Annotated in this window: 20 protein-coding genes and 1 tRNA gene; 9 read left to right on the top strand and 12 right to left on the bottom strand. The window is 62.4% G+C overall.

The annotated features are described in order from the left end of the window. Nucleotides 1-79: 79 nt before the first annotated feature. The 4 genes from K226_RS0111165 to K226_RS0111150 all read left to right on the top strand — a co-directional run bounded on the left by K226_RS0111165 (nucleotide 80) and on the right by K226_RS0111150 (nucleotide 6,352). Complete coding sequence (locus K226_RS0111165) at nucleotides 80-3,274, top strand: tetrathionate reductase subunit A (protein ID WP_024814887.1); 3,195 nt, start codon at nucleotides 80-82, stop codon at nucleotides 3,272-3,274. Nucleotides 3,275-3,335: 61 nt separating this feature from the next. Continuing rightward, nucleotides 3,336-4,013, top strand: a complete 678-nt coding sequence (locus K226_RS0111160) for a response regulator (RefSeq protein WP_024814886.1) — start codon at nucleotides 3,336-3,338, stop codon at nucleotides 4,011-4,013. Beyond that, entirely contained in the window at nucleotides 4,010-5,479 is a 1,470-nt protein-coding gene (locus K226_RS0111155) for an ATP-binding protein (RefSeq protein WP_051463478.1), read from the top strand. Before K226_RS0111160 ends, K226_RS0111155 begins: the two co-directional genes overlap by 4 nt. A 15-nt stretch (nucleotides 5,480-5,494) precedes the next feature. Next, nucleotides 5,495-6,352, top strand: a complete 858-nt coding sequence (locus K226_RS0111150; RefSeq protein ID WP_024814884.1) for a TlpA disulfide reductase family protein — start codon at nucleotides 5,495-5,497, stop codon at nucleotides 6,350-6,352. Nucleotides 6,353-6,818: 466 nt separating this feature from the next. On the opposite strand, the gene K226_RS0111145 is transcribed toward K226_RS0111150, so the two are convergent. The 11 genes from K226_RS0111145 to K226_RS0111095 all read right to left on the bottom strand — a co-directional run bounded on the left by K226_RS0111145 (nucleotide 6,819) and on the right by K226_RS0111095 (nucleotide 17,121). Next, nucleotides 6,819-6,895: transfer RNA gene (locus tag K226_RS0111145), tRNA-Pro, on the bottom strand. 30 nt (nucleotides 6,896-6,925) lie between these two features. Further along, nucleotides 6,926-7,357 (bottom strand): MerR family transcriptional regulator, encoded by a 432-nt coding sequence (locus K226_RS0111140; protein WP_024814883.1) that lies wholly within the window; start codon nucleotides 7,355-7,357, stop codon nucleotides 6,926-6,928. Nucleotides 7,358-7,452: 95 nt separating this feature from the next. Then, on the bottom strand, nucleotides 7,453-7,803 hold the full coding sequence (locus K226_RS0111135; RefSeq protein ID WP_024814882.1) for an integration host factor subunit alpha: 351 nt from the start codon (nucleotides 7,801-7,803) through the stop codon (nucleotides 7,453-7,455). A gap of 18 nt (nucleotides 7,804-7,821) precedes the next feature. Next, nucleotides 7,822-10,272, bottom strand: a complete 2,451-nt coding sequence (pheT, locus tag K226_RS0111130; RefSeq protein WP_024814881.1) for a phenylalanine--tRNA ligase subunit beta — start codon at nucleotides 10,270-10,272, stop codon at nucleotides 7,822-7,824. A 125-nt stretch (nucleotides 10,273-10,397) separates the two neighbouring features. Next, nucleotides 10,398-11,450: a phenylalanine--tRNA ligase subunit alpha gene (gene pheS, locus K226_RS0111125; RefSeq protein WP_024814880.1), complete on the bottom strand. Its 1,053-nt coding sequence runs from the start codon at nucleotides 11,448-11,450 to the stop codon at nucleotides 10,398-10,400. Nucleotides 11,451-11,551: 101 nt separating this feature from the next. Further along, a complete protein-coding gene (gene rplT / locus K226_RS0111120) occupies nucleotides 11,552-11,911 on the bottom strand; it encodes a 50S ribosomal protein L20 (protein ID WP_005795139.1) in 360 nt (119 codons plus the stop codon). Nucleotides 11,912-11,935: 24 nt separating this feature from the next. After that, complete coding sequence (rpmI, locus tag K226_RS0111115; protein ID WP_024814879.1) at nucleotides 11,936-12,139, bottom strand: 50S ribosomal protein L35; 204 nt, start codon at nucleotides 12,137-12,139, stop codon at nucleotides 11,936-11,938. A gap of 178 nt (nucleotides 12,140-12,317) precedes the next feature. Continuing rightward, nucleotides 12,318-12,926 (bottom strand): translation initiation factor IF-3, encoded by a 609-nt coding sequence (gene infC, locus K226_RS0111110; RefSeq protein ID WP_081739365.1) that lies wholly within the window; start codon nucleotides 12,924-12,926, stop codon nucleotides 12,318-12,320. Nucleotides 12,927-13,006: 80 nt separating this feature from the next. Continuing rightward, nucleotides 13,007-14,926, bottom strand: coding sequence for a threonine--tRNA ligase (thrS, locus tag K226_RS0111105; RefSeq protein WP_024814877.1), 1,920 nt, complete (start codon nucleotides 14,924-14,926; stop codon nucleotides 13,007-13,009). A 327-nt stretch (nucleotides 14,927-15,253) separates the two neighbouring features. Next, entirely contained in the window at nucleotides 15,254-16,585 is a 1,332-nt protein-coding gene (gene aceA / locus K226_RS0111100; protein WP_024814876.1) for an isocitrate lyase, read from the bottom strand. A gap of 320 nt (nucleotides 16,586-16,905) precedes the next feature. Continuing rightward, nucleotides 16,906-17,121: a hypothetical protein gene (locus tag K226_RS0111095; protein WP_024814875.1), complete on the bottom strand. Its 216-nt coding sequence runs from the start codon at nucleotides 17,119-17,121 to the stop codon at nucleotides 16,906-16,908. A gap of 83 nt (nucleotides 17,122-17,204) precedes the next feature. Here K226_RS0111095 and K226_RS0111090 point away from each other — a divergent pair, with 83 nt between their 5' ends. Beyond that, complete coding sequence (locus K226_RS0111090; protein ID WP_238324258.1) at nucleotides 17,205-18,119, top strand: DMT family transporter; 915 nt, start codon at nucleotides 17,205-17,207, stop codon at nucleotides 18,117-18,119. Here K226_RS0111090 and rraA read toward each other — a convergent pair. After that, entirely contained in the window at nucleotides 18,105-18,617 is a 513-nt protein-coding gene (rraA, locus tag K226_RS0111085; RefSeq protein WP_024814873.1) for a ribonuclease E activity regulator RraA, read from the bottom strand. The genes K226_RS0111090 and rraA overlap by 15 nt on opposite strands. Before the next feature lie 335 nt (nucleotides 18,618-18,952). On the opposite strand from rraA, the gene K226_RS0111080 reads away from it, so the two are divergent. The 4 genes from K226_RS0111080 to K226_RS0111065 all read left to right on the top strand — a co-directional run bounded on the left by K226_RS0111080 (nucleotide 18,953) and on the right by K226_RS0111065 (nucleotide 23,724). Further along, the gene (locus K226_RS0111080; RefSeq protein ID WP_024814872.1) at nucleotides 18,953-19,285 is read left to right on the top strand and encodes an SWIB/MDM2 domain-containing protein; all 333 of its coding nucleotides are present in this window, start codon (nucleotides 18,953-18,955) and stop codon (nucleotides 19,283-19,285) included. A 314-nt stretch (nucleotides 19,286-19,599) separates the two neighbouring features. Continuing rightward, nucleotides 19,600-21,771: a TonB-dependent siderophore receptor gene (locus tag K226_RS0111075; protein ID WP_051463476.1), complete on the top strand. Its 2,172-nt coding sequence runs from the start codon at nucleotides 19,600-19,602 to the stop codon at nucleotides 21,769-21,771. A gap of 28 nt (nucleotides 21,772-21,799) precedes the next feature. Further along, on the top strand, nucleotides 21,800-22,489 hold the full coding sequence (locus tag K226_RS0111070) for a Fe2+-dependent dioxygenase (RefSeq protein WP_024814870.1): 690 nt from the start codon (nucleotides 21,800-21,802) through the stop codon (nucleotides 22,487-22,489). A 95-nt stretch (nucleotides 22,490-22,584) separates the two neighbouring features. Further along, nucleotides 22,585-23,724, top strand: a complete 1,140-nt coding sequence (locus K226_RS0111065; RefSeq protein ID WP_024814869.1) for an alpha-hydroxy acid oxidase — start codon at nucleotides 22,585-22,587, stop codon at nucleotides 23,722-23,724. The last annotated feature ends 80 nt before the right edge of the window (nucleotides 23,725-23,804 follow it).

Below are 23,804 nucleotides of genomic sequence, written 5' to 3'. Positions count from 1 at the left end.
ACCCAATGCAGACAAGCGCTAGCAGCTATATAAATAATAGCATTAGATGACTGCTGCGCTGACCTGAAAGAGACTTCCCATGACCGACAAAAACCAACCTCCCGTTCCTCAACACGCTGGCAGCACTGACACCAGCCCCGAAATGAACCGCCGCCGCATGCTGCTGCGCGGCGGCGCCGTGGCCGGTGGCCTGGCTGCGTTTGCCGCCGGATACGGCGAGACGGTGGTCAAGGGAGCCAAGGGCCTGGTTACGGGCACATCCGGCACACCCACCAAAAGCGCCACACGCGGAAACGCACTGACACCAGAGTTCCGCATCGACCCCGTGACGGGCCAGCTCACCACCCAGCCTGGCCAGGTGGTCAGCCCCAGCAGCTGCCTGGGCTGCTGGACACAGTGCGGTATCCGTGTGCGTGTCGACACCGGGCACAACCAAATCCTGCGCGTCGCCGGCAACCCCTACCACCCGCTGGCCACCACGCACCATGCACCCATGGAAACGCCGGTGCGTGAGGTGTACGCCATGCTGGGCGGCGACAACGGCCTGGAAGGCCGCGCCACCAGCTGTGCGCGCGGCTCGGCCATGTTCGAGCACCAGACCGCACCGCATCGCGTGCTGCAGCCGCTCAAGCGGGTGGGCCCGCGCGGCTCGGGCCAATGGAAGACCATCGCGTTCGAGGATCTGGTCAAGGAAATCTGTGAAGGCGGCGACCTGTTCGGCGAAGGCCATGTGGACGGACTGCGGGCCATCCGCGATGTGCAAACGCTGATCGACCCCGAGAACCCCGAATACGGCCCAAAGGCCAACCAGCTACTGGTGACCGATGCCTCCAACGAAGGTCGCACGCCCTTGATCAACCGCTTTGCCCGCCAGTCTTTTGGCACCGTGAACGTGTCCAACCACGGCGCCTACTGCGGCCAGACCTACCGGGTGGGCACGGCAGCCGCCTTGGGCAACCTTGCCGGCATGCCCCACGGCAAGCCAGACTGGAAGAACTCGCGTTTCGGCCTGTTTATCGGCACCGCGCCGGCACAGGCTGGCAACCCCTTTCAGCGAATGGGACGTGAGCTGTCCGAGGCACGCTCGCGTGCACAGAACACGTACCAGTACGTGGTTGTCTCGCCCATCCTGCCCATGTCCTCCAGCCATGCGGCAGGTGACAACAACCGCTGGTTGCCCATCAAGCCCACCACCGATCTCGCTCTGGTCATGGGCATGATCCGCTGGATCATTGACAACGAGCGCTACGACGCCCGGTTCCTCAGCCAGCCCGGTCCGTCCGCCATGGCCGCCGCAGGCGAGGCCGCGTGGAGCAACGCCAGCCACCTGCTGATCAACGATGCGAAGCATCCGCGTTACGGGCAGTTCTTGCGCGGAGCGGACTTGGGGCTGCCCCTGCCCGAGCCGGTGGACGAGAAAACACCCGCCGAAGATGTGTATGTGGTGCAACTGGCCGACGGCAGCCTTGCTCCGCACACCGTGGCCCAGCCCGCTGAGCTGGTGGTGCAGCGCGACTTCACCCCGATCAAGGCAGCTGACGCCACCGAGGAGCCCGCGCCGATGGCCGTCTGCACATCGTTCGTCAAACTGCGCGAAGAAGCGCGGCGCCAGACGCTGCAGGAATACTCGGACAAGTGCGGCGTGCCGGTGAAGGACATTGAAGATCTGGCGCGCGAATTCACCAGCCACGGCAAGCAGGCCGTGGCCAACTCGCACGGCGGCACCATGAGCGGTGCAGGTTTTTACACCGCCTACGCCATCGCCATGCTGAACAACCTGATCGGCAACCTCAACGTCAAGGGCGGCTGGGTTCTTGATGCCGGCCCCTTCGGCCCCTTTGGCCCTGGCCCGCGCTACAACTTTGCGCAGTTCCCTGGCGCGGTCAAACCCACGGGTGTGGCCCTTTCACGCACGCGCTTCCCCTACGAAAAAACCAGCGAATTCAAACGCAAAAAGGAAGCCGGCCAGAACCCCTATCCCGCCAAGGCTCCGTGGTATCCCGCCCCCGGGGGCATGAGCAGCGAAATGCTGGCCGCCGGCCTGCTGGGCTACCCCTACCCGGTGAAGGCGTGGGTCAACCACATGAGCAACCCGGTGTATGCCATCTGCGGTTTCGAGAACACGCTGGTGGACGCCATCAAAGACCCGAAGAAGCTGCCGCTGTTCATCTCGGTGGACCCGTTCATCAACGAGACCTCGGCCCTGGCCGACTACATCGTGCCCGACACCGTGACCTACGAGAGCTGGGGCATCGGCGCCCCATGGGCCGACGTGGTTGCCAAGAGCTCTACCGTGCGCTGGCCCGTGGTCGAACCCGCCACCGCCAGGACCACCGACGGCAAGCCCGTGAGCTTTGAAAGCTTCGTGTTCGCTGTCGCCAAACAGCTGGGCCTTCCCGGCTTCGGCAAGAACGCCATGAGCACCAAAGAGGGCGAACCGCTGGACCTGGAGTCGTCCGAAGACTTCTACCTGCGTGGCATGTGCAACATTGCCTACCAGGCCGGCAAGCCTGTGCCCGAAGCCAGCGACGACGACGTCGCCATCACCGGCCTCACCCGCTGGATGCCCGATCTGGAAAAGCGCCTCAAACCCGAGGAAGTGCGCCGCGTTGCCATGGTGATGAGCCGCGGCGGGCGCTTCGACAAGATCGACGACGCCTGGAACGGCGAACAGGTCAATGCCGCCCACAAGTTCCCGGTGCAGCTTTGGCACGAAGGCCTGGCCAAGATGCGCCACTCGATGACGGGCGAGCGCTACGTGGGCTGCCCCACCTGGTACCCCACCCGCTTTGCCAGCGGTACGAGCATGCGCGAGCATTTCCCCGAAAGCGACTGGCCGCTCACCCTGAGCTCCTACAAATCCAACCTGATGAGCTCGATGTCGATTGCGGCCTCGCGCCTGCGCCAGGTGCACCCACACAACCCCATCAGCCTCAACAGGGACGACGCGGCCCGGCTGGGCATTGCCAACGGCGACCGCATCGAGGTCAGCACCCCCGGAGCGCGTGTGCAAGGCGTGGCACTGGTGCGTGGGGGCATTGCACAGGGGGCAGTGGCCATCGAATACGGCTACGGACACAAGCAACTGGGTGCCGTGGCCCATACCGTGGATGGCAAGCTCACCGCCCACAACCCGCAGCACGGTCAGGGCGTGAATCTGAACAGCCTGGGCTTTGCCGACCCTACGCGGCCCGCCAAGGACAACGTCTGGATTGACTGGGTGTCCGGCGCGGTGGTTCGGCAGGGGCTGCCGGTCAAAGTGCGGCGCGTGTAAGGGAGGCCGGCCAGCAGGGCCGCCTTCCTACAATGCACGCACTCCCCCACAGCCGCACTCCATGCACATTTTGATCGTCGAAGACAACACCCTGGTTGCCAGCGGCATCCAGACCGGGCTGGAACTGCATGGCTTCACCAGCGACACGGCGGCCAGCGTGGCCCAGGCCAGAGCCCACATGGCCCGCCGTGACTTTGATGCCTGCGTGCTGGACCTGGGCCTGCCCGATGGCGACGGCATCGACCTGCTGCGCCACTGGCGCGCGCAGGGGCGGGATGTGCCGGTGCTCATCCTCACCGCACGCGGCACCATCGAGGACAAGATGGCCGGTTTTCAGACGGGCACCGATGACTACCTGACCAAGCCCTTCGATCTGCAGGAGCTGGTGATGCGACTGCGCGCGTTGCTGCGCCGCGCGGGCGGGCGTGCCGGCGATCTGATGATGCTGGGCGACTGCCAGGTCAACATGGCGACGGGCGAGATCTCCCGCGAAGGCAAGCCCGTGGAGATTGCGCGCCGCGAATGGGCGCTGCTGTCGGCACTGGTGCAGGCGCGCGGGCGCGTGCTGAGCCCGGCGCAGCTGCACGACAGTCTCTATGGACTGGACCTGGACGTGGGCAGCAACACCGTCAACGTGCACGTGCACCACCTGCGCAAGAAGCTGGGTGCCGACGTGATCGACACCGTGCGCGGTCAAGGTTTTCGCCTTGGCGCCCGCTACTGCGACAGCACGACATGACGCCCCTGCCGAAAAGTCTGCGCCTGCGTTTGGTGCTGGGCCTGAGCCTCACCATGTGCCTCATCTGGGGCGGCGTGGCGGCCTGGCAATTCACCAACATGCAGCGCGAACTGCGCACCATGCTGGACGATCGGCTAATCGCCTCGGCCCGAATGGTGGCAGGCATCGTGGTGCAGTTCCAACCCATGCAACTGGCCACCACACCGCGTGCGCAAAACGATGCACTGCTCTCGGTGATAGCGCGCGATGGCGTGGCCTGCGAGGTGAGCCTGGTTCGCAGCGAGGTGGATTTTTTGCCCATCGCCAGAACCAACAATATTCCTGACATGGCGTCCGCAGGCAGCGCGGGTTTTGGCCAGATCACCAAGGGCGGAAAGCAATGGCGCACCTATGTGCTGGAGGAAAACGGCGTGCGCGTGGCCACCGCCGACCGGCTGGACATGCGCGATCATCTGGTGCAGACCTTCGTGCGCTCGCTGGTGCTGCCTTTTGCCCTGGCGCTTGTCGGCGTCCTGCTGCTCACGTGGTGGATCTGCACGCTCAGCCTGCAGCCACTGCAGCGTTTGCGCGACGAGCTGGTTGAACGCCCGCCGCAAGACCCAAGGCCCGTCAAGTCAGGCCACGACATCAAGGAAATGGCCCCGCTCGTCGACAGCCTGAACCAGCTGCTGGAGCGCATGGACGCCAGCATCGAACATGAACGCCGCTGGACCACAGATGCGGCACACGAGCTGCGCACCCCCCTCACGGCCATCAAGACCCATGTGCAAGTCGCGCAAATGGCGCTGGCCGCCAATACACCGAATGCCGCGCAGGACAGGGTGGCCAACGCATTGCGCCAGGCGGGTGAGGGCATCGACCACATGCACGCAACGCTGGAGCAGCTGCTGCAGCTGGCTCGCGTGGAAACGGCCACTGCCGGCGACACGCGCCACACAGTGGGTACCGAGATTGCGCAAGCCTTTCGACTGGCCTGCCGGCAATCCCTGCACCGCGCCAAAAACGAAGGCAGCGCAGTGCCCGCCATAACGCTGGACGCGCGCGAGGTGCCGTCCGAGCCCGCGGCCTGGGAAACCGTCCAGTTGCCCCTGGCGCCGGCGCTGCTGACCTGCGCCATCACCAACCTTGTAGACAACGCACTGCGCTACCACCGTGGCCCGACATCCGTGAGCGCCACGCTGCAATGGCACGCAGGCACCGCTGGCGACGGGCAGGTGGAAATTTGCGTGCGTGACCAGGGGCCGGGCCTCACGGCAGATGAATGCGGGCAGGCGCTGAAGCGCTTTTGGCGCAAGTCTGGCAGCGATCCGGGCAGTGGACTGGGGCTGACCATCGTGCACCGCATCGCAGAAAGTGCGGGCGGCACGCTGGCGCTGGAGCCCGGCACGCCCGGCCTGGTCGCCCGGCTGCGGCTGCCCACTTGCGCTGCAGATGCCGCCCCTGCGCATGGCATTGCACCAGGCTGAAAAGGACTGACGACCATGGAACGCATGCTGCATTTAGGCCCGCTGGTGCTGCCCTGGGCACTGCTCATCATGCTGGCCGGCTGGCAACTGGGCGTCTGGGTGCATGAACGCCTGTCCGTGCGCCGGGGCCTTGCGCCCGGCCCGCACGGCTGGCGAATGGCTCTTGTGGCGCTGCTGGCAGCGCGCCTGGGCTTTGTATTGCGCTACACCGATGAATATGTCGCTGCACCCTGGTCGATCATCAACATCCGCGACGGTGGCTGGGAACCCTGGGCCGGCCTGGGTGCCGCCCTGCTCTACTGCACCGTGTTGTGGTTGCGGCGCAGCCCCTGGCGCCGGCCTGCAACGGCAGGTCTGGTCACGTTCACTGCCGTCTGGCTGGCGGGCCTGGCGCTGCTGCACGCCACGGCCCCACCACGCGTGGCAGACCTGCCACCCTGGCACGGCGTGGCACTCGATGCGCGCACCGTCTCACTGCCAGATCTGCGCGGCCAACCCGTGGTGGTGAATCTATGGGCCAGCTGGTGCCCGCCCTGCAGGCGCGAGATGCCGGTGCTGCTGCAAGCGCGCAATGCAAAGCCACAAATCCGCTTCCTGTGGGTCAACCAGGGCGAGGCGCCCGATGTCGTCTCACGCTTTGCCACCCAGCATGGCTTGCCGCATGCCGATGTGGTGCTGGACCAAACCTCCCAACTGGGCAGCAGCCTGGGCTACAAGGCCCTGCCCACCACGCTGTTCTATGACGGCCAGGGCCGATTGGCCGCAGTGCGCGCGGGTGAGCTGTCTGCCGCAACGCTGGCAGACAACCTGGCGCTGATCTCCAGCCCCATGATTCCCATGATTCCCGCGATTCCCGCGATTCCCGCCAAATGACCACAGTGGCGTGCAAATAGCCACCCGACACCCTCATCAGAAAACCTGCTGCTCGAAGCTCGCTTGAGCTTGCAGGTACCGGGTATCAAGGGTGGTGCGGTTGGCCTTGAACCGTTCACAGGCCGCCTGCCAGTTCAATCGCACCAGGTTTTATCGCTTGTGCCCACGTCAGCGTTCTACATGCACATGCACATGCACATGCACGTGCACGTGCATTGAGCCTTGCCAGCGGCGTAGTCTTCATGCCCACGCAACACAGCTGCGATTTCGTCGTTATCAACGCATGGGCTCACGATTCAAGCTCTCCGCTTGCATTCCGCATTCCGCATCTGGCAGCGCACATGCGCTGTTGCGTCATCCCGCTCACCGTGAGCAGCGCGTGGCCCGGCGCACCTGCTTTGTGTGCCCATCCCTGGCACAAAGCAAAAAAGCCCAGAACCTTTCGGCTCTGGGCTTTTGCTATCAATGGTCGGCGTGGCGGGATTCGAACTCGCGACCCCTTGCACCCCATGCAAGTGCGCTACCTGGCTGCGCTACACGCCGACAAGACTTAAATTATATACAGAAAATTCTTCAGTTCAGGGAAAGCAGTGCACGAATTTCAAATAATTCCTGGCGCACCGCATTGCTGTCGAACAAACCGTCAAGCACATCAGTGCCCGCGCCTTGGGCGATGTCTGCGCCCGTGCGCATGGACACCAATTCCGACATCAACACCGGTGGCAGCGGCGCTTCATCGTGCGCGGAAGGCACTGGATCCTGCAAGCGATTGCGCGCCCCGCTGATGGTGAAGCCCTGGTCGTACAGCAAGTCGCGGATGCGTCGGATCATCAGCACCTCGTGGTGCTGGTAATACCGGCGGTTGCCTCGCCGTTTCATGGGCCGCAACTGGGTGAACTCCTGCTCCCAATAGCGCAGGACATGCGGCTTGACGCCACACAACTCCGCAACTTCACCAATCGTGAAGTACCGCTTGGCGGGAATGGATGGAAGCTGGGTGCCCATGGATGGTGATTCGGACGAAAAGCTGACTAGCGTACTGCAGACGCCCTGTAAACGCCAGACCGCATTGCCAATTCAGTTGCCAGTTGGATCAAAACTCACACCAAAGCCGAAGCCGAAGCTGGAACCGAAGCAGCAGACTGGATCTGCTCCTTGAGTTTGCTGCTGGCATGAAAAGTCACCACCCTGCGCGCCTGGATGGGAATGGCTTCACCGGTGCGCGGGTTTCGGCCCGGTCGCGGCGCCTTGGTCCGGATCTGGAAGTTGCCAAAACCCGAAAGCTTGACGTCCTTGCCGTCCACCAGGCGTTGCGCAATCAGGTCAAAGAAAGCGTCGATCATGTCCTTGGACTCGCGCTTGTTCAACCCGATCTGATCGAACAGGAGGTCGGCCAGTTGCGCCTTGGTCAGCGCAGGGGTTTCGATGCTTTCTACCGCAAATTCAATCACGTCGGCGCTCCCGGTTTTTCATCCAACACGCAACCGACCACCGGTGCGGGCGACCAGTTGGGCCACGACGGCCTGCACGGCCGTGTCGATCTCGGCTTCTGTCAGGGTGGCCTCGGCCCGGCCCAGTGACAGGCGCACCGCCAGACTCTTTTCGCCAGCAGCCAGTCCACCTGCGGGCGCAGATTCGCCAGCGCGCAAGGGCTTGGGCCGGTACACATCAAACAGCACGGCCGAACGCAGCATGGTGCCAGGAACGGCAGCGGTGATGGCATCCATCACCTCGGCATGCGTCACGCGCTCAGCCACCACCACGGCCAGATCGCGCTCCACCGCCTGGTGCTTGGCGACCGGCTGGAACTGCGGCACCACCCGCTGCAGCACGGCATCCAGCTCCAGCTCGAACATCACCGGCGCCTGGGGCAGGTCCCACGACTGGCGCCATTGCGGATGCAACTCGCCCACAAAGCCGATGGCACGCCCGTTCACCAGCACGCGCGCGCAGCGACCGGGATGCATGGACGGGTGCGCGCCTGGCTCGAAGGTGGGTCGCAACGGCGCCAGCAAGGCCTCCACATCGCCCTTCACATCGAAGAAGTCAATGACCTGCTCTTTGCGGCCCCACTGCAGCATGTCATTGGGACCATAGGCCAGACCCGCCACGCGCATGGGTTGGTGAAAACCTTCCACGGTGGTGTCGGTGTTGCGCACGCTGGCATCGCGCAAAAACACACGGCCCAGCTCGAACACGCGCACCCGCTCAGCCTTGCGGTCCAGGTTGAACTTCAAAACCTGTAGCAAAGAACCCAGCAAGGTAGAGCGCATAACGCTCATCTGGCTTGCAATCGGGTTGAGCAGCTTGATGGGCTGCACATTGGCGGCCAATTCATGCTCCCAGCGCTCTTCCACAAAACTGAAGTTGATCGTCTCCTGATACCCCAGACCGGCCAGAGACCGGCGCACGGCAAACGGGCTGCGCGTGGCTTCGGCTGCGAGCTTCGGCGTGATGGGTGCCAGCGGCGGCGTGGTCGGCAGGTTGTTATAGCCCACCATGCGCGCGACTTCCTCGATCAGGTCTTCCTCGATCGTGATGTCAAAGCGGAAGGTAGGCGGTGTGACCGTGAGCGTGCCTTCGCCCTGCACCACTGGCAGGCCCAGGCGCTGCAAGGCGCCAGCACATTGCTCTTGCGTCAAGGACATGCCAATGACCTTGGCGGCGCGTGCCACGCGCAGCGTGACGGGCTTGGGCACCGGCAGGTTCACTGCCTGATCGTCCATAGGGCCGCACACTGTGTCAGGCGTGCCGCAGATATCGATGACCAGTTGGGTGATGCGTTCGATGTGTTCCACCGTCAGGCTCGGGTCCACACCCCGTTCGAAGCGATGGCCGGCATCGGTCGAAAAATTGAAACGGCGCGAGCGCCCTGCCACCGCCTTGGGCCACCAGAAGGCGGCCTCGATATAGATATGCCGGGTGTCATCGGACACCGCCGTGGCATCACCGCCCATGATGCCGGCCAGCGACTCGACCTGGCTGTCATCAGCGATCACACCCACCTTGTCGTCCAGGGTGACGGTGTTGCCGTTGAGCAGCTTGAGCTGCTCGCCCGGCTTGCCCCAGCGCACATCCAGCCCGCCGTGGATCTTGTCCAGGTCAAAAATATGCGACGGGCGCCCCAACTCAAACATCACATAGTTCGAGATGTCCACCAGCGGCGACACACCGCGCTGGCCGCAACGTGACAGCCGGTCCAGCATCCACTGCGGGGTGGCTGCGCGCGTGTTCACGTTGCGCACGATACGGCCAGAAAAGCGGCCGCACAGGTCGGACGCGCTCACCTTCACGGCAAGCTTGTCGGCCAGTTGGGCACTCACCGCCGGAAACAACGGCTGCACCAAAGGCACGCCCGTGAGTGCGGACACTTCGCGTGCAATGCCATAAACACTGAGGCAGTGCGCCAGATTGGGCGTGAGCTTCAGGGTGAACAGTGTGTCGTCCAGATTCAGATGCGCACGGATGTCCTGGCCAACCGGCGCAGAGGCGTCCAGCTCCAGCAGGCCGCCATGGTCTTCCGACAGCTTGAGTTCGCGGGCCGAGCAGAGCATGCCCTGGCTTTCCACGCCGCGCAGCTTGCCCACCTTGATGAGGAACGGCTTGCCGTCGTCGCCGGGCGGCAACTCGGCGCCCACCAGCGCGCACGGCACCTTGATGCCCACACGCGCATTGGGCGCGCCACACACGATGTTGAGCAAGGCACCCTGCCCCACGTCCACTTGGCATACGCGCAGGCGGTCCGCATCGGGGTGCTGCACGGCTTCCTTGATTTCGCCCACCACAATGTTGGTAAACGGCGGCGCCACGGGTCGCAGCTCTTCAACCTCCAGGCCGGCCATGGTCAGCGTGTCGGCGAGTTCTTGGGTGGTCAGCGGGGGGTTGCAAAATTCGCGCAACCAGGACTCGGGGAATTGCATAGTGAGAAAACTCTTTGGCGTTAGCTTTTAAAAAGATAGCTGCTTGCGCTTGCCATTATTGGGTTTCAACATATAAACATATTGAAACCCAATGGATAAAGGCGCTAGCAGCTCACTTTTTTGCTTTATTGGAACTGCGACAGGAAACGGATGTCGCCGTCGAAAAACAGGCGCAGGTCGTTCACGCCATAGCGCAGCATGGTCAGGCGGTCAGGGCCCATGCCAAACGCAAAACCGATGTATTTCTCGGGGTCGAGCCCCATGTTGCGCACCACGTTGGGGTGCACCTGGCCCGAGCCGGCCACCTCCAGCCAGCGGCCGGCCAGCGGGCCCGTTTGGAACTGGATGTCGATCTCCGCGCTGGGTTCGGTGAACGGAAAGAAACTGGGCCGAAAGCGCAGCACCAGGTCGTCGCTCTCGAAGAAGGTGCGGCAAAACGCCGTGAAGATGACCTTGAGATCCTTGAAGCTCACGTTCTCGCCAACCCACAAGCCTTCGCACTGGTGGAACATGGGCGAGTGCGTGGCATCGCTGTCCACACGGTAGGTGCGGCCCGGCGCGATGACGCGGATCTCGGGCATGGATTGGCCGGCATCGAGCAGTGCGCGGTGGCGCTTGACATGCTGCACCGCGTGGCGGATCTGCATGGGACTGGTGTGGGTGCGCAGCAGGTTGGGGGCGGTGGCAATGCCGCCCTCGACATAGAAGGTGTCGTGCATGGAACGCGCGGGATGGTCTTCCGGCGTGTTCAGTGCGGTGAAGTTGAACCAGTCGGTTTCGATTTCAGGGCCTTCGGCCACATCAAAGCCCATGGAGCCGAAGATGCCCTGGATGCGCTCCAGCGTCAGCGATACCGGGTGCAGACCACCCTGCCCGCGCTGGCGGCCGGGCAGGCTTACGTCCAGCGCTTCGGCCTTGAGCTGCACCTGCAGCTCAGCGTCGGCCAGCGCCTGGCGGCGTGCGGTAAGGGCTGCCTCAATGGCCTGCTTGGCGACGTTGATGGCGGCGCCGCGGGACTTCTTTTCGTCTACCGACAGCTGCGCCATGCCCTTCATGAGCTCCGTCACGCGGCCCGACTTGCCCAGAAACTGCGCTTTTGCATTTTCCAGATCAGCGGGGGTGGCGCTTTGGGCAAACAGCTGCGTCGCGCTTTCGACCAGGGAATCCAACTCGTTCATATCGACTCTTGAAAATAAACAAGGGCTAGTGCCTTTTCAAGCTCTAGCCCTTGTTGTTATTGCGCAGGCAGCTATCAAAAAGATAGCCGCCCATCATGAACTCAAGCAGCCAGCTTGGCCTTGACTTGTTCCACGATGCTGCCAAAGGCAGCCTTGTCGTGCACGGCGAGGTCGGCCAGCATCTTGCGGTCGATCTCGATGGATGCCTTCTTCAGGCCGTTGGCGAACTGGCTGTAGGTCAGGCCCAGTTCACGTGCAGCGGCGTTGATACGGGCAATCCACAACTGGCGGAACACGCGCTTCTTGGTGCGGCGGTCACGGTAAGCATATTGCCCAGCCTTCATTACCGCCTGTTTGGCGATCCGGAAGACGTTACCGCGGCGACCACGGAAACCCTTTGCAAGGGCGAGAACTTTTTTGTGACGGGCACGGGCCGTTACACCACGTTTGACGCGAGGCATGTATGTACTCCTTGTTCGTCGTTATTAAATGCCCATGCCGGGCAGCATTTGTGCAACCGAGGCCATATTGGTCTCATGCACAGCAACCGCACCACGCAAATGGCGCTTATTCTTGGTGGTCTTCTTCGTCAAGATGTGACGCTTGAAGGCTTGACCGCGCTTGACGGTGCCACCTGGACGAACGCGGAAACGTTTTTTCGCGCTGCTCTTGGTCTTCATTTTGGGCATGTGAATGCTCCTTTTCGTTGTGCTCGTGAGGCGTTTGCAAACCGATCTGCAAACTTGTTGGCCCCGAGCCACTTTTATCGAAAGACTTTCGCCTCTCGTTCGGCAGCGCCAAAGCACCACCTTTTCGAATGCCGCGCCATTGCGGGCTCGGCACTCAAATCCTCAAATTCATTTCACATCAGGCCGCAGTGCCAGAGGCCGGAGCAGCTTCTGCAGCCGGTTTGGGCGCAGCTGGCCTCTTCTTGCCAGGAGCGATCATCATGATCATCTGGCGGCCTTCCAGCTTGGGAAACTGCTCAATCAGGATGGTGTCAGCCAACTCGTCGCGAATGCGATTGAGCAAGGCCAAACCCAGTTCCTGGTGCGTGATTTCACGACCGCGGAACCGCAGCGTGATCTTGCACTTGTCTCCATCCGCCAGAAAACGGCGAATGTTGCGCATCTTGATGTTGTAGTCGCCATCGTCCGTACCCGGACGGAATTTGACTTCCTTGATCTCGATGACCGTCTGCTTGGCCTTGGCTTCGGCAGCACGCTTTTGTTCCTGGTACTTGAACTTGCCATAGTCCATCAGGCGGCACACTGGGGGGTTCGCCGTCGCGGCGATCTCCACCAGATCCACGTCCAACTCGCCGGCCATGCGCAAGGCTTCCATCAAGCTCACAACGCCCAAAGGCTCATTCTCTGGCCCGGAAAGACGGACTTCAGGGGCCATGATTTCACGGTTCAGGCGGTGCTTGCGCTCTTCACGGTGGCGACGATCACGAAATTCAGTAGCGATGGCTATCTTCCTTGAATCAAAATGCTACAAAAATAGTAGCTAAAACCGTACCATGGGCGCACGCCAAAGCATGTTTTCCTTCAAAATCACACTTTGGAAGCGATGTCTTGGGCGATCAGCTCTGCGAACGCTTCAACGGACATCACGCCGAGATCTCGATTACCCCGGGCGCGCACTGCGACGGCTCCTGCTGCCTTCTCCTTGTCACCAGCGACGAGTATGTAAGGCAGCTTTTGCAACGAATGCTCGCGTATTTTATACGTAATCTTCTCGTTGCGCAGATCGAGCGCCACCCTAAGGTCTTGATGGGGCAGCACTTTTTGCAGTTTTGCGGCAATTTCACGACAGTAATCGCCCTGTGCGTCGGTGATGTTGAGCACTGCAACCTGCACCGGCGCCAGCCACACCGGCAAGGCCCCGGCGTGCTGCTCTATCAGGATACCGATGAAGCGCTCCAGGCTTCCCACGATGGCGCGGTGCAGCATGACGGGCCGGTGGCGGGCGCCGTCTTCCCCCACATATTCGGCGTCCAGCCGCTCGGGCATGGAGAAGTCCACTTGCATGGTGCCGCACTGCCACTGGCGCCCGATCGCGTCCTTGAGCGTGTACTCGATCTTGGGGCCGTAGAAGGCGCCGTCGCCCGGGGCGATCTCGAACTCGCAGCCCGAGGCCCGCAGGCTTTCCATCAACGCATGCTCGGCCTTGTCCCAGCTTTCGTCTGAGCCAATGCGCGCCTCGGGGCGCGTGGCCACCTTGTAAATGATGTTCTCGAAGCCGAAGTCCTTGTAAACCTTTTGCAGCAAGGCTGTGTACGCCGTGCACTCGGGCTGGATGTGCTCTTCAGTACAGAAGATGTGCCCGTCATCCTGCGTGAAGCCGCGCACACGCATGATGCCGTGCAACCCGCCCGTCGGCTCGTTGCGGTGGCACTGGCCGAACTCGCCGTAGCGCAGGGGCAGGTCGCGGTAGCTCTTGATGCCCTGCTTGAAGATCAGGATATGGCCCGGGCAGTTCATCGGCTTGAGCGCGTAGTCGCGCTTCTCGCTCTCGGTCGTGAACATGTTGTCGCGGTACTTGTCCCAGTGACCGGTTTTTTCCCAGAGCGTCTTGTCCAGAATCTGCGGACCCTTGACCTCCTGGTAGCCGTTGTCGCGGTACACGCGGCGCATGTACTGCTCCACCTCCTGCCACAGCGTCCAGCCCTTGGGGTGCCAGAACACCGTGCCAGGGGAATGTTCGTCGATGTGGAACAGGTCGAGTTCGCGGCCCAGCTTGCGGTGGTCGCGCTTCTCGGCCTCTTCCAGCATGGTCAGGTACTGCTGGAGTTCGTCCTTCGTCGCCCAGGCCGTGCCATAGACGCGCTGCAGCATCTCGTTGCGGTGGTCGCCGCGCCAGTAGGCACCCGCCACCTTCATGAGCTTGAAGAACTTGAGCTTGCCCGTGCTCGGCACGTGCGGGCCACGGCACAGGTCTTCAAAACTGCCCTCGCGGTACAGGCTCACGTCCTCGTTGCTAGGAATGCTGGCAATGATTTCGGCCTTGTAGTGCTCGCCCAGGCCTTTGAAATACTGCACGGCCTCGTCGCGCGGCAGCACGCGGCGCACGATGGGCTCGTCCTTGGCAGCCAGTTCGGTCATGCGCTTCTCGATCGCCACCAGGTCCTCCGGCGTGAAGGGGCGCTTGTAGGCAAAGTCGTAATAGAAGCCGTTCTCGATCACCGGGCCGATGGTGACCTGCGCGTCCGGGAACAGCTCTTTCACCGCATAGGCCAGCAAGTGGGCCGTGGAGTGGCGAATCACGTCCAGACCATCAGCATCCTTGGCCGTGACGATGGACAGCGGGCTGTCTGCCGTGATCTGGTGGCTGGTGTCCACCACCTTGTCGCCGATCTTGCCGGCCAAAGCGGCCTTGGCCAGGCCAGCGCCAATCGAAGCGGCCACCTCGGCCACCGTGACCGGGCCGGGAAATTCGCGCTGGGAACCATCGGGGAGCGTGATGTGAATCATGGGAGAACTCTTTCTTTTCAAGCAATGCAATGGGAGCGGGCACGCGCCAGGCCCAGAAACAAAAAAGCGCGGAACAGGTCCGCGCTATCTGGAGGAGGTGTGCAATCTCGTGCAGGCGCGAACAGCCAGCCTCAGCGGCCGGTCAACATCTCCGATGTAGTTCGCGGTGTCATAACCAGATTGCCTTTCTCGCTCTTGTGCAGTGAATTTGCTTGCATTTTAACCTTACGGCCAACAAAAAAAGCCCGAAGCATGCGCTTCGGGCTTTCTGAACGGTATTTTTGATGCGTTCTACGCCACACACAGGTGGCGCAGCGGCGCGTCAGATCAGTGGAACTGCTCTTCTTCGGTCGAACCCGTCAGGGCCTTCACGGAGGACGAACCGCCCTGGATCACGGTGGTCACGTCGTCGAAGTAGCCTGCGCCCACTTCCTGCTGGTGCGACACGAAGGTGTAACCCTTTTCGCGGGCTGCGAATTCGGGCTCCTGCACCATGTTCACGTAGTGCTTCATGCCTTCGCCGCGGGCGTAGGCGTGGGCGAACTGGAAGGTGTTGAACCAGTTGATGTGGATACCGGCCAGCGTGATGAACTGGTACTTGTAGCCCAGAGCCGACAGCTCTTCCTGGAAGGAAGCGATCTGCGAGTCGTTGAGGTTCTTCTTCCAGTTAAACGATGGCGAGCAGTTGTACGACAGCAGCTTGCCGGGGTTGGCGGCCAGCACAGCCTGGGCGAACTCACGGGCGAAGCCGATGTCGGGCACGCCGGTTTCGCACCACACCAGGTCGGCGTAGGGGGCGTAGGCAATACCACGGCTGATGGCTTGTTCCAGGCCGTTCTTGACGCGGTAGAAGCCTTCTTGCGTGCGCTCGCCGGTCAGGAAGGGCTTGTCGTTGGCATCGTGGTCAGAAGTGATCAGGTTGGCAGCTTCTGCGTCGGTGCGGGCCAGAATGATGGTGGGCACGCCCATCACGTCGGCAGCAAAACGGGCCGAGATCAGCTTTTCGCAGGCTTCTTGCGTCGGAACCAGCACCTTGCCACCCATGTGGCCGCACTTCTTCACTGCAGCCAGCTGGTCTTCGAAGTGCACGCCGGCTGCGCCAGCGGCAATCATGTTCTTCATCAGTTCGAAGGCGTTCAGCACACCACCGAAACCGGCTTCTGCGTCAGCCACGATGGGCAGGAAGTAATCGATGAATTCCTTGTCGCCGGGGTTGATGCCACGGCCCCACTGGATTTCGTCAGCGCGCTTGAAGGTGTTGTTGATGCGGCGCACCATGGTGGGCACCGAGTCGTAGGCGTACAGCGACTGGTCGGGGTACATGGTTTCCGACGTGTTGCCGTCAGCGGCAACTTGCCAACCCGACAGGTACACGGCTTCGAGGCCGGCCTTGGCCTGCTGCATGGCTTGGCCAGCAGAGATGGCGCCGAAAGCGTTGACGTAGCCCTTCTTGGCACCGCCGTTGACCTTTTCCCAGAGCTTTTCAGCACCGCGACGGGCCAGCGTGTGCTCGATGGGCAGCGAGCCGCGCAGACGCACCACGTCCGCAGCGGTGTAACCGCGCTTGACACCCTTCCAGCGGGGGTTGGTGGCCCAGTCTTTTTCCAAGGCTGCAATTTGCTGTTCGCGGGTGAGTTGTTGGCTCGGTGCTTGGGACATGTGGTGACTCCGTCGGTTGATTGAAAAAATCTCGAACAACAAAGCTGTTGTTCATGGGGTGTACTTTAAGTCTTCTATAAGACTTGCACAACCTCTTATGTCTTATAGAAGAGATAAATTTTTCTATTAAAAAACAACGAGTTGGAACGACCATTCCTCAATATAAAAAATGATTTCTCATATTGAGAAAATTTCCCGCACTGCAGCAGATCCGCAATCCCGAGATGTGAAAAACTGTTTTTGCATTGTGAAAATATGGTTTTGTGCGCCGGGGCTACTTGCCGCCGGACTCGTTGGGCACATCGGCGGGCGTTTGCACTTTAGTGTGGGTTCATTGCATACGTGAGACACAGCAACAGCGACGGGAACAGGCCGCCGCAATGCACGGCTGGGTGCATGCGCCCGCCATCGAACAGCCCTGCACCCAACCCCGCCCGGTGCGCCGGGCTGAGCACCATGGTGTAGCGGACCGAATGCAGCATGGCGGCAACACAACACTTGTTCAGCCGAGAGATGGGCGCCGTTTCGTCGGGCATGATGTGCGGCTCCCATCTTCAAGTGCCCCAGTCCAGTGAACGCCCCCAGCCGCACCATCGCCTATCTGTGCCTGGCCCTCAGCATGGCGCTGGTGGGCAGCTATGTGGCGCTGTCCAAGCCGCTGGCTGCTGCGATTCCAGTGTTTCTGCTGGCCTGGATGCGTTTTGGCATCGGAGGGCTGGCCATGGTGCACTGGCTGAAGAAGCCCGCCGATGAGCCACCACTGACACCACAGGTGCGGCGACTTCTGTTTCTGGAGTCGTTCCTCGGCAATTTCCTGTTCACCGTTTGCATGATCTATGGGGTGAGCCTGACCAGCGCGGTGTCCGCGGGCGTGATCATGGCCGCCATCCCAGCGGCTGTGGCGGTGATGAGTTGGGCCTTTCTGCGCGAGCGCGTGGCCCCACGCACCTGGGTGGCTGTGGCCTGCGCGGTGGCGGGCATTGCCCTGCTTTCGCTTTCAAAATCAGAGCACTCAGCACATACTCTACAAGCGCTAGAAGGCGAAAATACTCAAAATCTTGCGTGGCTGGGTCAGTTGCTGTTGGTGGGCGCCGTCATCTGCGAAGCGGCGTATTCGGTCATTGGCAAAAAGCTCACGGGGGCGCTCGGCCCCAAGCGCATCACCTCGCTGATCAACCTGTGGGGGTTTGCACTGTCCACCCCGCTGGGCCTCTACATGGCCTGGGGATTCGACTTTGCTGCAGTGAGCTGGAACATCTGGTTGCTGCTGGTGTTTTATGCGCTGGCCGCCTGCATGTGGACCGTCTGGCTATGGATGACGGGTCTGAAGGGCGTGCCGGCGGCGCAAGGCGGCATATTCACCGTGTTGTTGCCCATCAGTGCCGCCCTGGTGGGGGTGCTGGTGTTGGGCGAGTCGTTCTCGGGCCTGCAATTGCTGGCATTTGGCATTGCGCTGGCCAGCGTGCTGCTGGCCACCTTGCCCACGCGTGCGGCACTGCGCGTGGGTCAAAAGGCCAATTCAGGCCTGCAGTGACCCGGCACTGATCACGATACCGTCGGCGTCCGCATAGAGCCAGTCGCCGGGCTGCACCCACACACCCTGGATCTGCACCGCCACATCGCGCTGCCCTTCGTTGCGCTTTTCGGTAGGCAGGGGCATCAGGCCCAGGGCGCGAATCCCCACGGCGGCAGCGTTGAGTTCGGCCACATCCCGCACACAACCATCCACCACAACGCCCGCCCAGCCATTGCGTGCGGCGGCGGCGGCCAGGTTGCCGCCCACCAGGGCGCGCCGCAAAGACCCCCCGCCGTCCACCACCAGCACGCGGCCAAGGCCGGGGGAGTCGACCGCTGCCTTGACCAGGGTGTTGTCTTCAAAGCACTTCACCGTTGCCACGGCGCCGGCAAATGCGGCCACACCGCCGTAGCTCTGGAATACCGGAGGCAACACGCGAAACGCACCGCTGTCATCAGCTTTGTGCGCATCGCAGAAATCGCAGGTGCTGAATGCCGTGGAATGTGGGGCGGTCATGGGCCGAAAACCTTTCATGCGGGAAGTTGCAGGGATAAAGACGAACGCGCAGCGGCGTCGGCGAATTGTCGCGCAGACCCTGCAAGGCCAAGTACCCCGGCCTGAGGGCGACACGCAGAATTTGTTCTCGCGCCACCGGGGATAACCCGCGAAAAGCAATGCATTGGACGTCTCCTGCGGTCAAAGGCTGACCCATGGTGCCCTACCGCAACAAATCGAGGCAAAAAAAGCCATGGCTCACTTGGAAAGGTGTTTTTTTCCCAGTAGCATCACCTTGCCAGTGGGAAAGCCTCGTTTCGCTGGTGAAAATTTACTTCCAACAAGGACAACCCAACATGGCAACTGCAAAAAAAGCTCCGGCAAAGGCCGCTCCCGCAGCCAAGGCGCCCGCCACCAAGGCCGCCGCACCCGCCAAGAAGCGCACCCCCAATGCCGCCTTCATGAAGGCGCTGACGCCCAGCCCCGCACTGGCCGCCGTGGTGGGCTCGGCACCGCTGCCGCGCACGGAGATCATCAGCAAGCTGTGGGTCTACATCAAGGCCAACAACCTGCAGGACGCCGCCAACAAGCGCAACATCAATGCAGACGCCAAGCTCAAGGAACTGTTCGGCAAGCCGCAAGTGTCGATGTTTGAATTGGCCGGCCTGATCGGCAAGCACGTCAAGTAAGAGGCCTCTCTCTTGCTGCTACCAAAAAACCGGCTGAGCCGGTTTTTTTTCGCCTGAAAGGCCGAACAATGTTGCGCGTCAACATCAATGCAAATGAGAATGACCCGCATTTGATGTAACATAAGACAGCACGACGATGCACAGCCATGTTGATCTAGCCATTGCCTCTCGCCTGCTCTTGGCGCACCCGCGCGCCACCTGCACATCCACCTTTCGACGGAGGCCTCTTGGCTAAATCACGCCCCCTGCAGCGCAGCACTGCGCTGCGTTCGCACGCTTTTCCCGCTTCCCAACACCCCGCGCCCGCGCTTGGCATGTCCTCAGACAAGGCCTTGCTGCCCCTGGGTGCCCTGATGCTGGCCGCCTCGATGGGCGCTGCGGCCCAGGGCAGCGCCCCTGAAACCACCATGTCCACCGTGACCGTCAAGGAAACGGCAGAAATTCAGGGCAAAGACACCCTGCTCCTCAAGAAAACCACCGTAGGCAAGGGCAAGCAGGACATCAAGGACATTCCCCAGTCCGTGACGGTGTTCACCGAGAAACTGATGGCCGACCGCAACCAGGACGACTTTCGTGAAGTGCTGCGCACCACGGCGGGCGTGACCTTTCTGGCGGGCGAAACCGGCGAAGAAGATGTGCGCCTGCGCGGCTTCTCACTGGGCCAGGCCGGAGACATCTACATCGACGGCATGAAAGACGCACCGCTGATCGAGCGCGACACCTTCAATCACGACCGGGTGGAAGTACTCAAGGGCTCGGCCTCGATGCTGTTTGGCAAGGGCTCCACGGGCGGCGTGGTCAACCAGGTGAACAAGGCTCCCCTGCTGATTGACCAGCATGAGGCGGCATACACCTTCGGCACCGGCAACTCCCACCGTGCCACAGGAGACTTCAACTTCGTCACAGGCGAAAACGCAGCGTTTCGCCTGAATGCCATGGTGCAGGAAGCCGACAACTACGGCGCCAAGCAGGACAAGCGCGGCATTGCTCCCACTTTTGCCTGGGGCATCGGCACCCGTGATGAGTTCTCCATCGGGCTGTACTACCTCGAATCCAAGGGCCGCCCTACCTATAACCACCCCTGGCGCCTGTCGGCAGACGGCAAGATCAACACCACCCTGCCCGCGCGCAACTTCTACGGGCTGGAAAGCGACTACACCCATACGTCATCGCAATACGCCACGTTGGGCCATATCCACCGCTTTGATGATGGTGGCGAGCTGAACACCCGCCTGCGCTACGGCACCTACGAGCGCGACATGCTGGCCAGCACCATCGGCTTTCAGAACAGCGCCATCACGCTCGGTCAGATCAACGACAGCACCGTGCTGACGCGCTACGGTTCCAAAGGTCGCATGGGCGAAAGCGATGTGCTGCAAGTGCAAAGCGACTACAGCAACACCTTCAACTGGGGTGGCAAAAAGCACGCCGTGCTGACCGGCGTGGACTACTACGACGACGATGCGAAGCGCAACCAGAACTACGCCAACACCACCCCCCGCCCCACCACCACCGTGGGCACGCCCGACAACGGCGTGGGCGTGGCGGATGGCCGTGCACCCGTGCAATGGAACACCTTCCAGGCCCGCAACGTGGGCCTGTATTTCCAGGACACGATTTCGCTCACCGACACCCTCAAGCTTGTGGCAGGCCTGCGCTATGACGACTTCAAGGCCTCCTACCGCAACCCCAATGGCAGCCTCAGCAGCGACCGCTCCGACAGCCTTTTCAGCCCGCGCGCCGGCCTGATCTTCCAGCCTGATGCGCTGTCTTCATACTACCTGTCGTACGGCACCTCGTACAACACCTCGGGCGACACCTACCAGTTCAGTCCCGGCTTGAGCAACAGCACCGCACGTTCAGCCAACACGCCGGCCGAAAAGAGCCGCAACATCGAAATCGGTGGCAAGTTCGAACTGTTCGAGCGCCGCGCCCTGCTGGGTGTGGCCGCGTTCTACAGCGAGAAATACAACGAACGCAACACCGACCCCGACACCGCAGCCCAGCAAGAACTGCTGTCGGGCAAGCGCCACGCCGCGGGCATGGAGTTCAACCTGGCCGGACGGATGACGCCGAAATGGGAAGTTTTCTTCAACCACACCTGGATTCCTGACGCCAAGATTGACCAGAGCAACGTGGCACGAAACTCCACCGGCACAGGCGCCCAGGTGCAGGGCGATCGCCCCGGCCTCACGCCCAAGCACAGCGGCAGTTTCTGGAGCACCTATGCGGTCACGTCCAGCGTTCGGGTGGGCGCCGGCCTGACCTACCGTGGCAAGCAGAACCCCGAAGGTCAGCGCAGCTACTACGCCAGCGGTTTCAGCACCGTGGACGCCATGGTCGAATACGCGTTTGACGAGAAGACCTCGCTCAAGTTGAACGTGAGCAACCTGTTTGACCGGGTCTACGCCGATGCGCTGTACCGGGGCTTTTACACACCGGGCGCTGCACGCTCGGTTCAGGTCACACTCAAAACCCGCTTCTGATATTGACCCTGGCCCACGGCACCGCACCATGTTCTTGCACATCAAAGACGTTCTGACGCCCGAAGAAATCACCTTCTTCCGGCAAGCCCTCGGGCCACAAGCCCCGTGGATTGAAGGAGCACGCAGCGCCGGCGGCCAGGCCATTCACCAGAAGAACAACCTGCAGCTGGCGCAAGGCAGCGAGCTGTCCGCCCAGTTGCAGACCATGGTGAAGGCGGCGCTGCACCGCAACGCCCTCTTCTTCTCGGCGGCCTTGCCCCGGCGCATCTACAACCCGCTGTTCAACAACTACGGCGATGGTGCCAATTTTTACGGCAACCATGTCGACAGCGCCGTCATGCACTCCAAGGCCGACAACTGCTGGGTGCGCAGCGACCTGTCGTGCACGCTGTTTTTGACGCCGCCCGAAGACTACGATGGCGGCGAGCTGGTGATTACCGAAACGCTGGGCGAAAAACGCATCAAGCTGCCTGCGGGCGACATGATCCTGTACCCCAGCAGCACGGTACACCAGGTGTCGCCGGTCACGCGCGGGCACCGCATCAGCAGTTTTTTCTGGGTGGAAAGCATGGTGCGCGGGCTGGAGCAGCGCCAGTTGCTGTTCGACATGGACATGTCGCTGCTCAGGCTGCGCCAGGCCCATGGCGAAAAAGAGCCCTCGGTTATTGCGCTCTCGGGCACGTACCACAACCTGCTGCGCATGTGGGCCGATGTGTGAGGCGGCATCCCGCAGTGTCACACCCAACCAAAATGCTTTTATTTATATAGCACCTTGCGCTTACTGGATAAGCGCCAGGTGCTATTTTTGCTTATATGCCCCCTATTCCCGCACGGCACAAGGTTTCGCCCGAGATCGTCAACCTCGCAGACCATGAGGCGCACGCACGCCAGCATCTGGACGACAACGCCTGGGCCTACTTCAGCGGCGGTGCCGCCGACGAAATCACCCTGCGCGCCAACCGCAGCGCCTGGGAGGCCCTGCCGCTGTGGCCGCGCGTGCTGCGGCCGCTGGCGGGTGGCCACACCCGGGTCAGCCTGCTGGGCCGCACGCTGGCGCACCCGATTCTGCTGGCACCCATTGCCTTTCAGCGCCTGGCCCACCCCGACGGCGAGCTGGCCATGGCCTACGCGGCGGCGGCGCTGGGCGCGGGCGTGGTGCTCAGCACCCAGGCCAGCGTGTCGCTGGAGGCCGTTGCGCAAGCAGTGCTGCCCGACCGCGGGCGCGGCCCCCTGTGGTTTCAGCTGTATCTGCAGCACGACCGGGGCTTCACCCAGGCGCTGGTGCAGCGCGCCGAAGCCGCCGGATACGAAGCCTTGGTGCTGACCGTGGACGCCCCCACCAGCGGCGTGCGCGACCGCGAACGGCGCGCGGGCTTTCGGCTGCCTCCCGGCGTGGGCCCGGTCAACCTTGCGGGCCTGCAGGCGCACACCGCAACCGCGCTGCGCCCCGGCCAAAGCGCGCTGTTTGACGGCCTGCTGCACCAAGCCCCCACCTGGGACGACATTGCCTGGCTGCAGTCCATCACCCGCCTGCCCGTGTTGCTCAAGGGCGTGCTGCATCCGGCCGACGCGCGCCAGGCGGTGGCGGCGGGCGCGGCGGGCCTGATCGTCTCCAACCACGGCGGGCGCACGCTGGACACCGCACCCGCCACCGCCAGCGCCCTGCCGCGCGTGGTGCAGGCCGTGGGTGGCGCGCTACCGGTGGTGGTGGATGGTGGCATTCGCCGCGGCACCGATGTGCTCAAGGCCATGGCGCTGGGTGCGTCGGCGGTGCTGGTGGGGCGCCCTGCCATCTGGGGCCTGGCCAATGCCGGCGCCGCCGGTGTGGCGCATGTGCTGCGCCTCCTGCGCGACGAACTGGAGATTGCCATGGCCCTCACCGGCTGCGCCACGCTGGCCGATGCATCGCAGGCGCTGCTGAATGCAGACCTCCCCCAAGGCGGCGACCTTTAACCCCATTTCCCTGTCGGCAGTCATGATTTATTGCAAATACGATAGATTCGCATTTATAATCAATGCATCAACAACAGCCA

The sequence above is a fragment of the Acidovorax sp. JHL-3 genome, assembly GCF_000526295.1.
Lineage (GTDB): Bacteria > Pseudomonadota > Gammaproteobacteria > Burkholderiales > Burkholderiaceae_C > Acidovorax > Acidovorax defluvii.
This window is presented reverse-complemented; position numbering and strand designations above follow the sequence as displayed.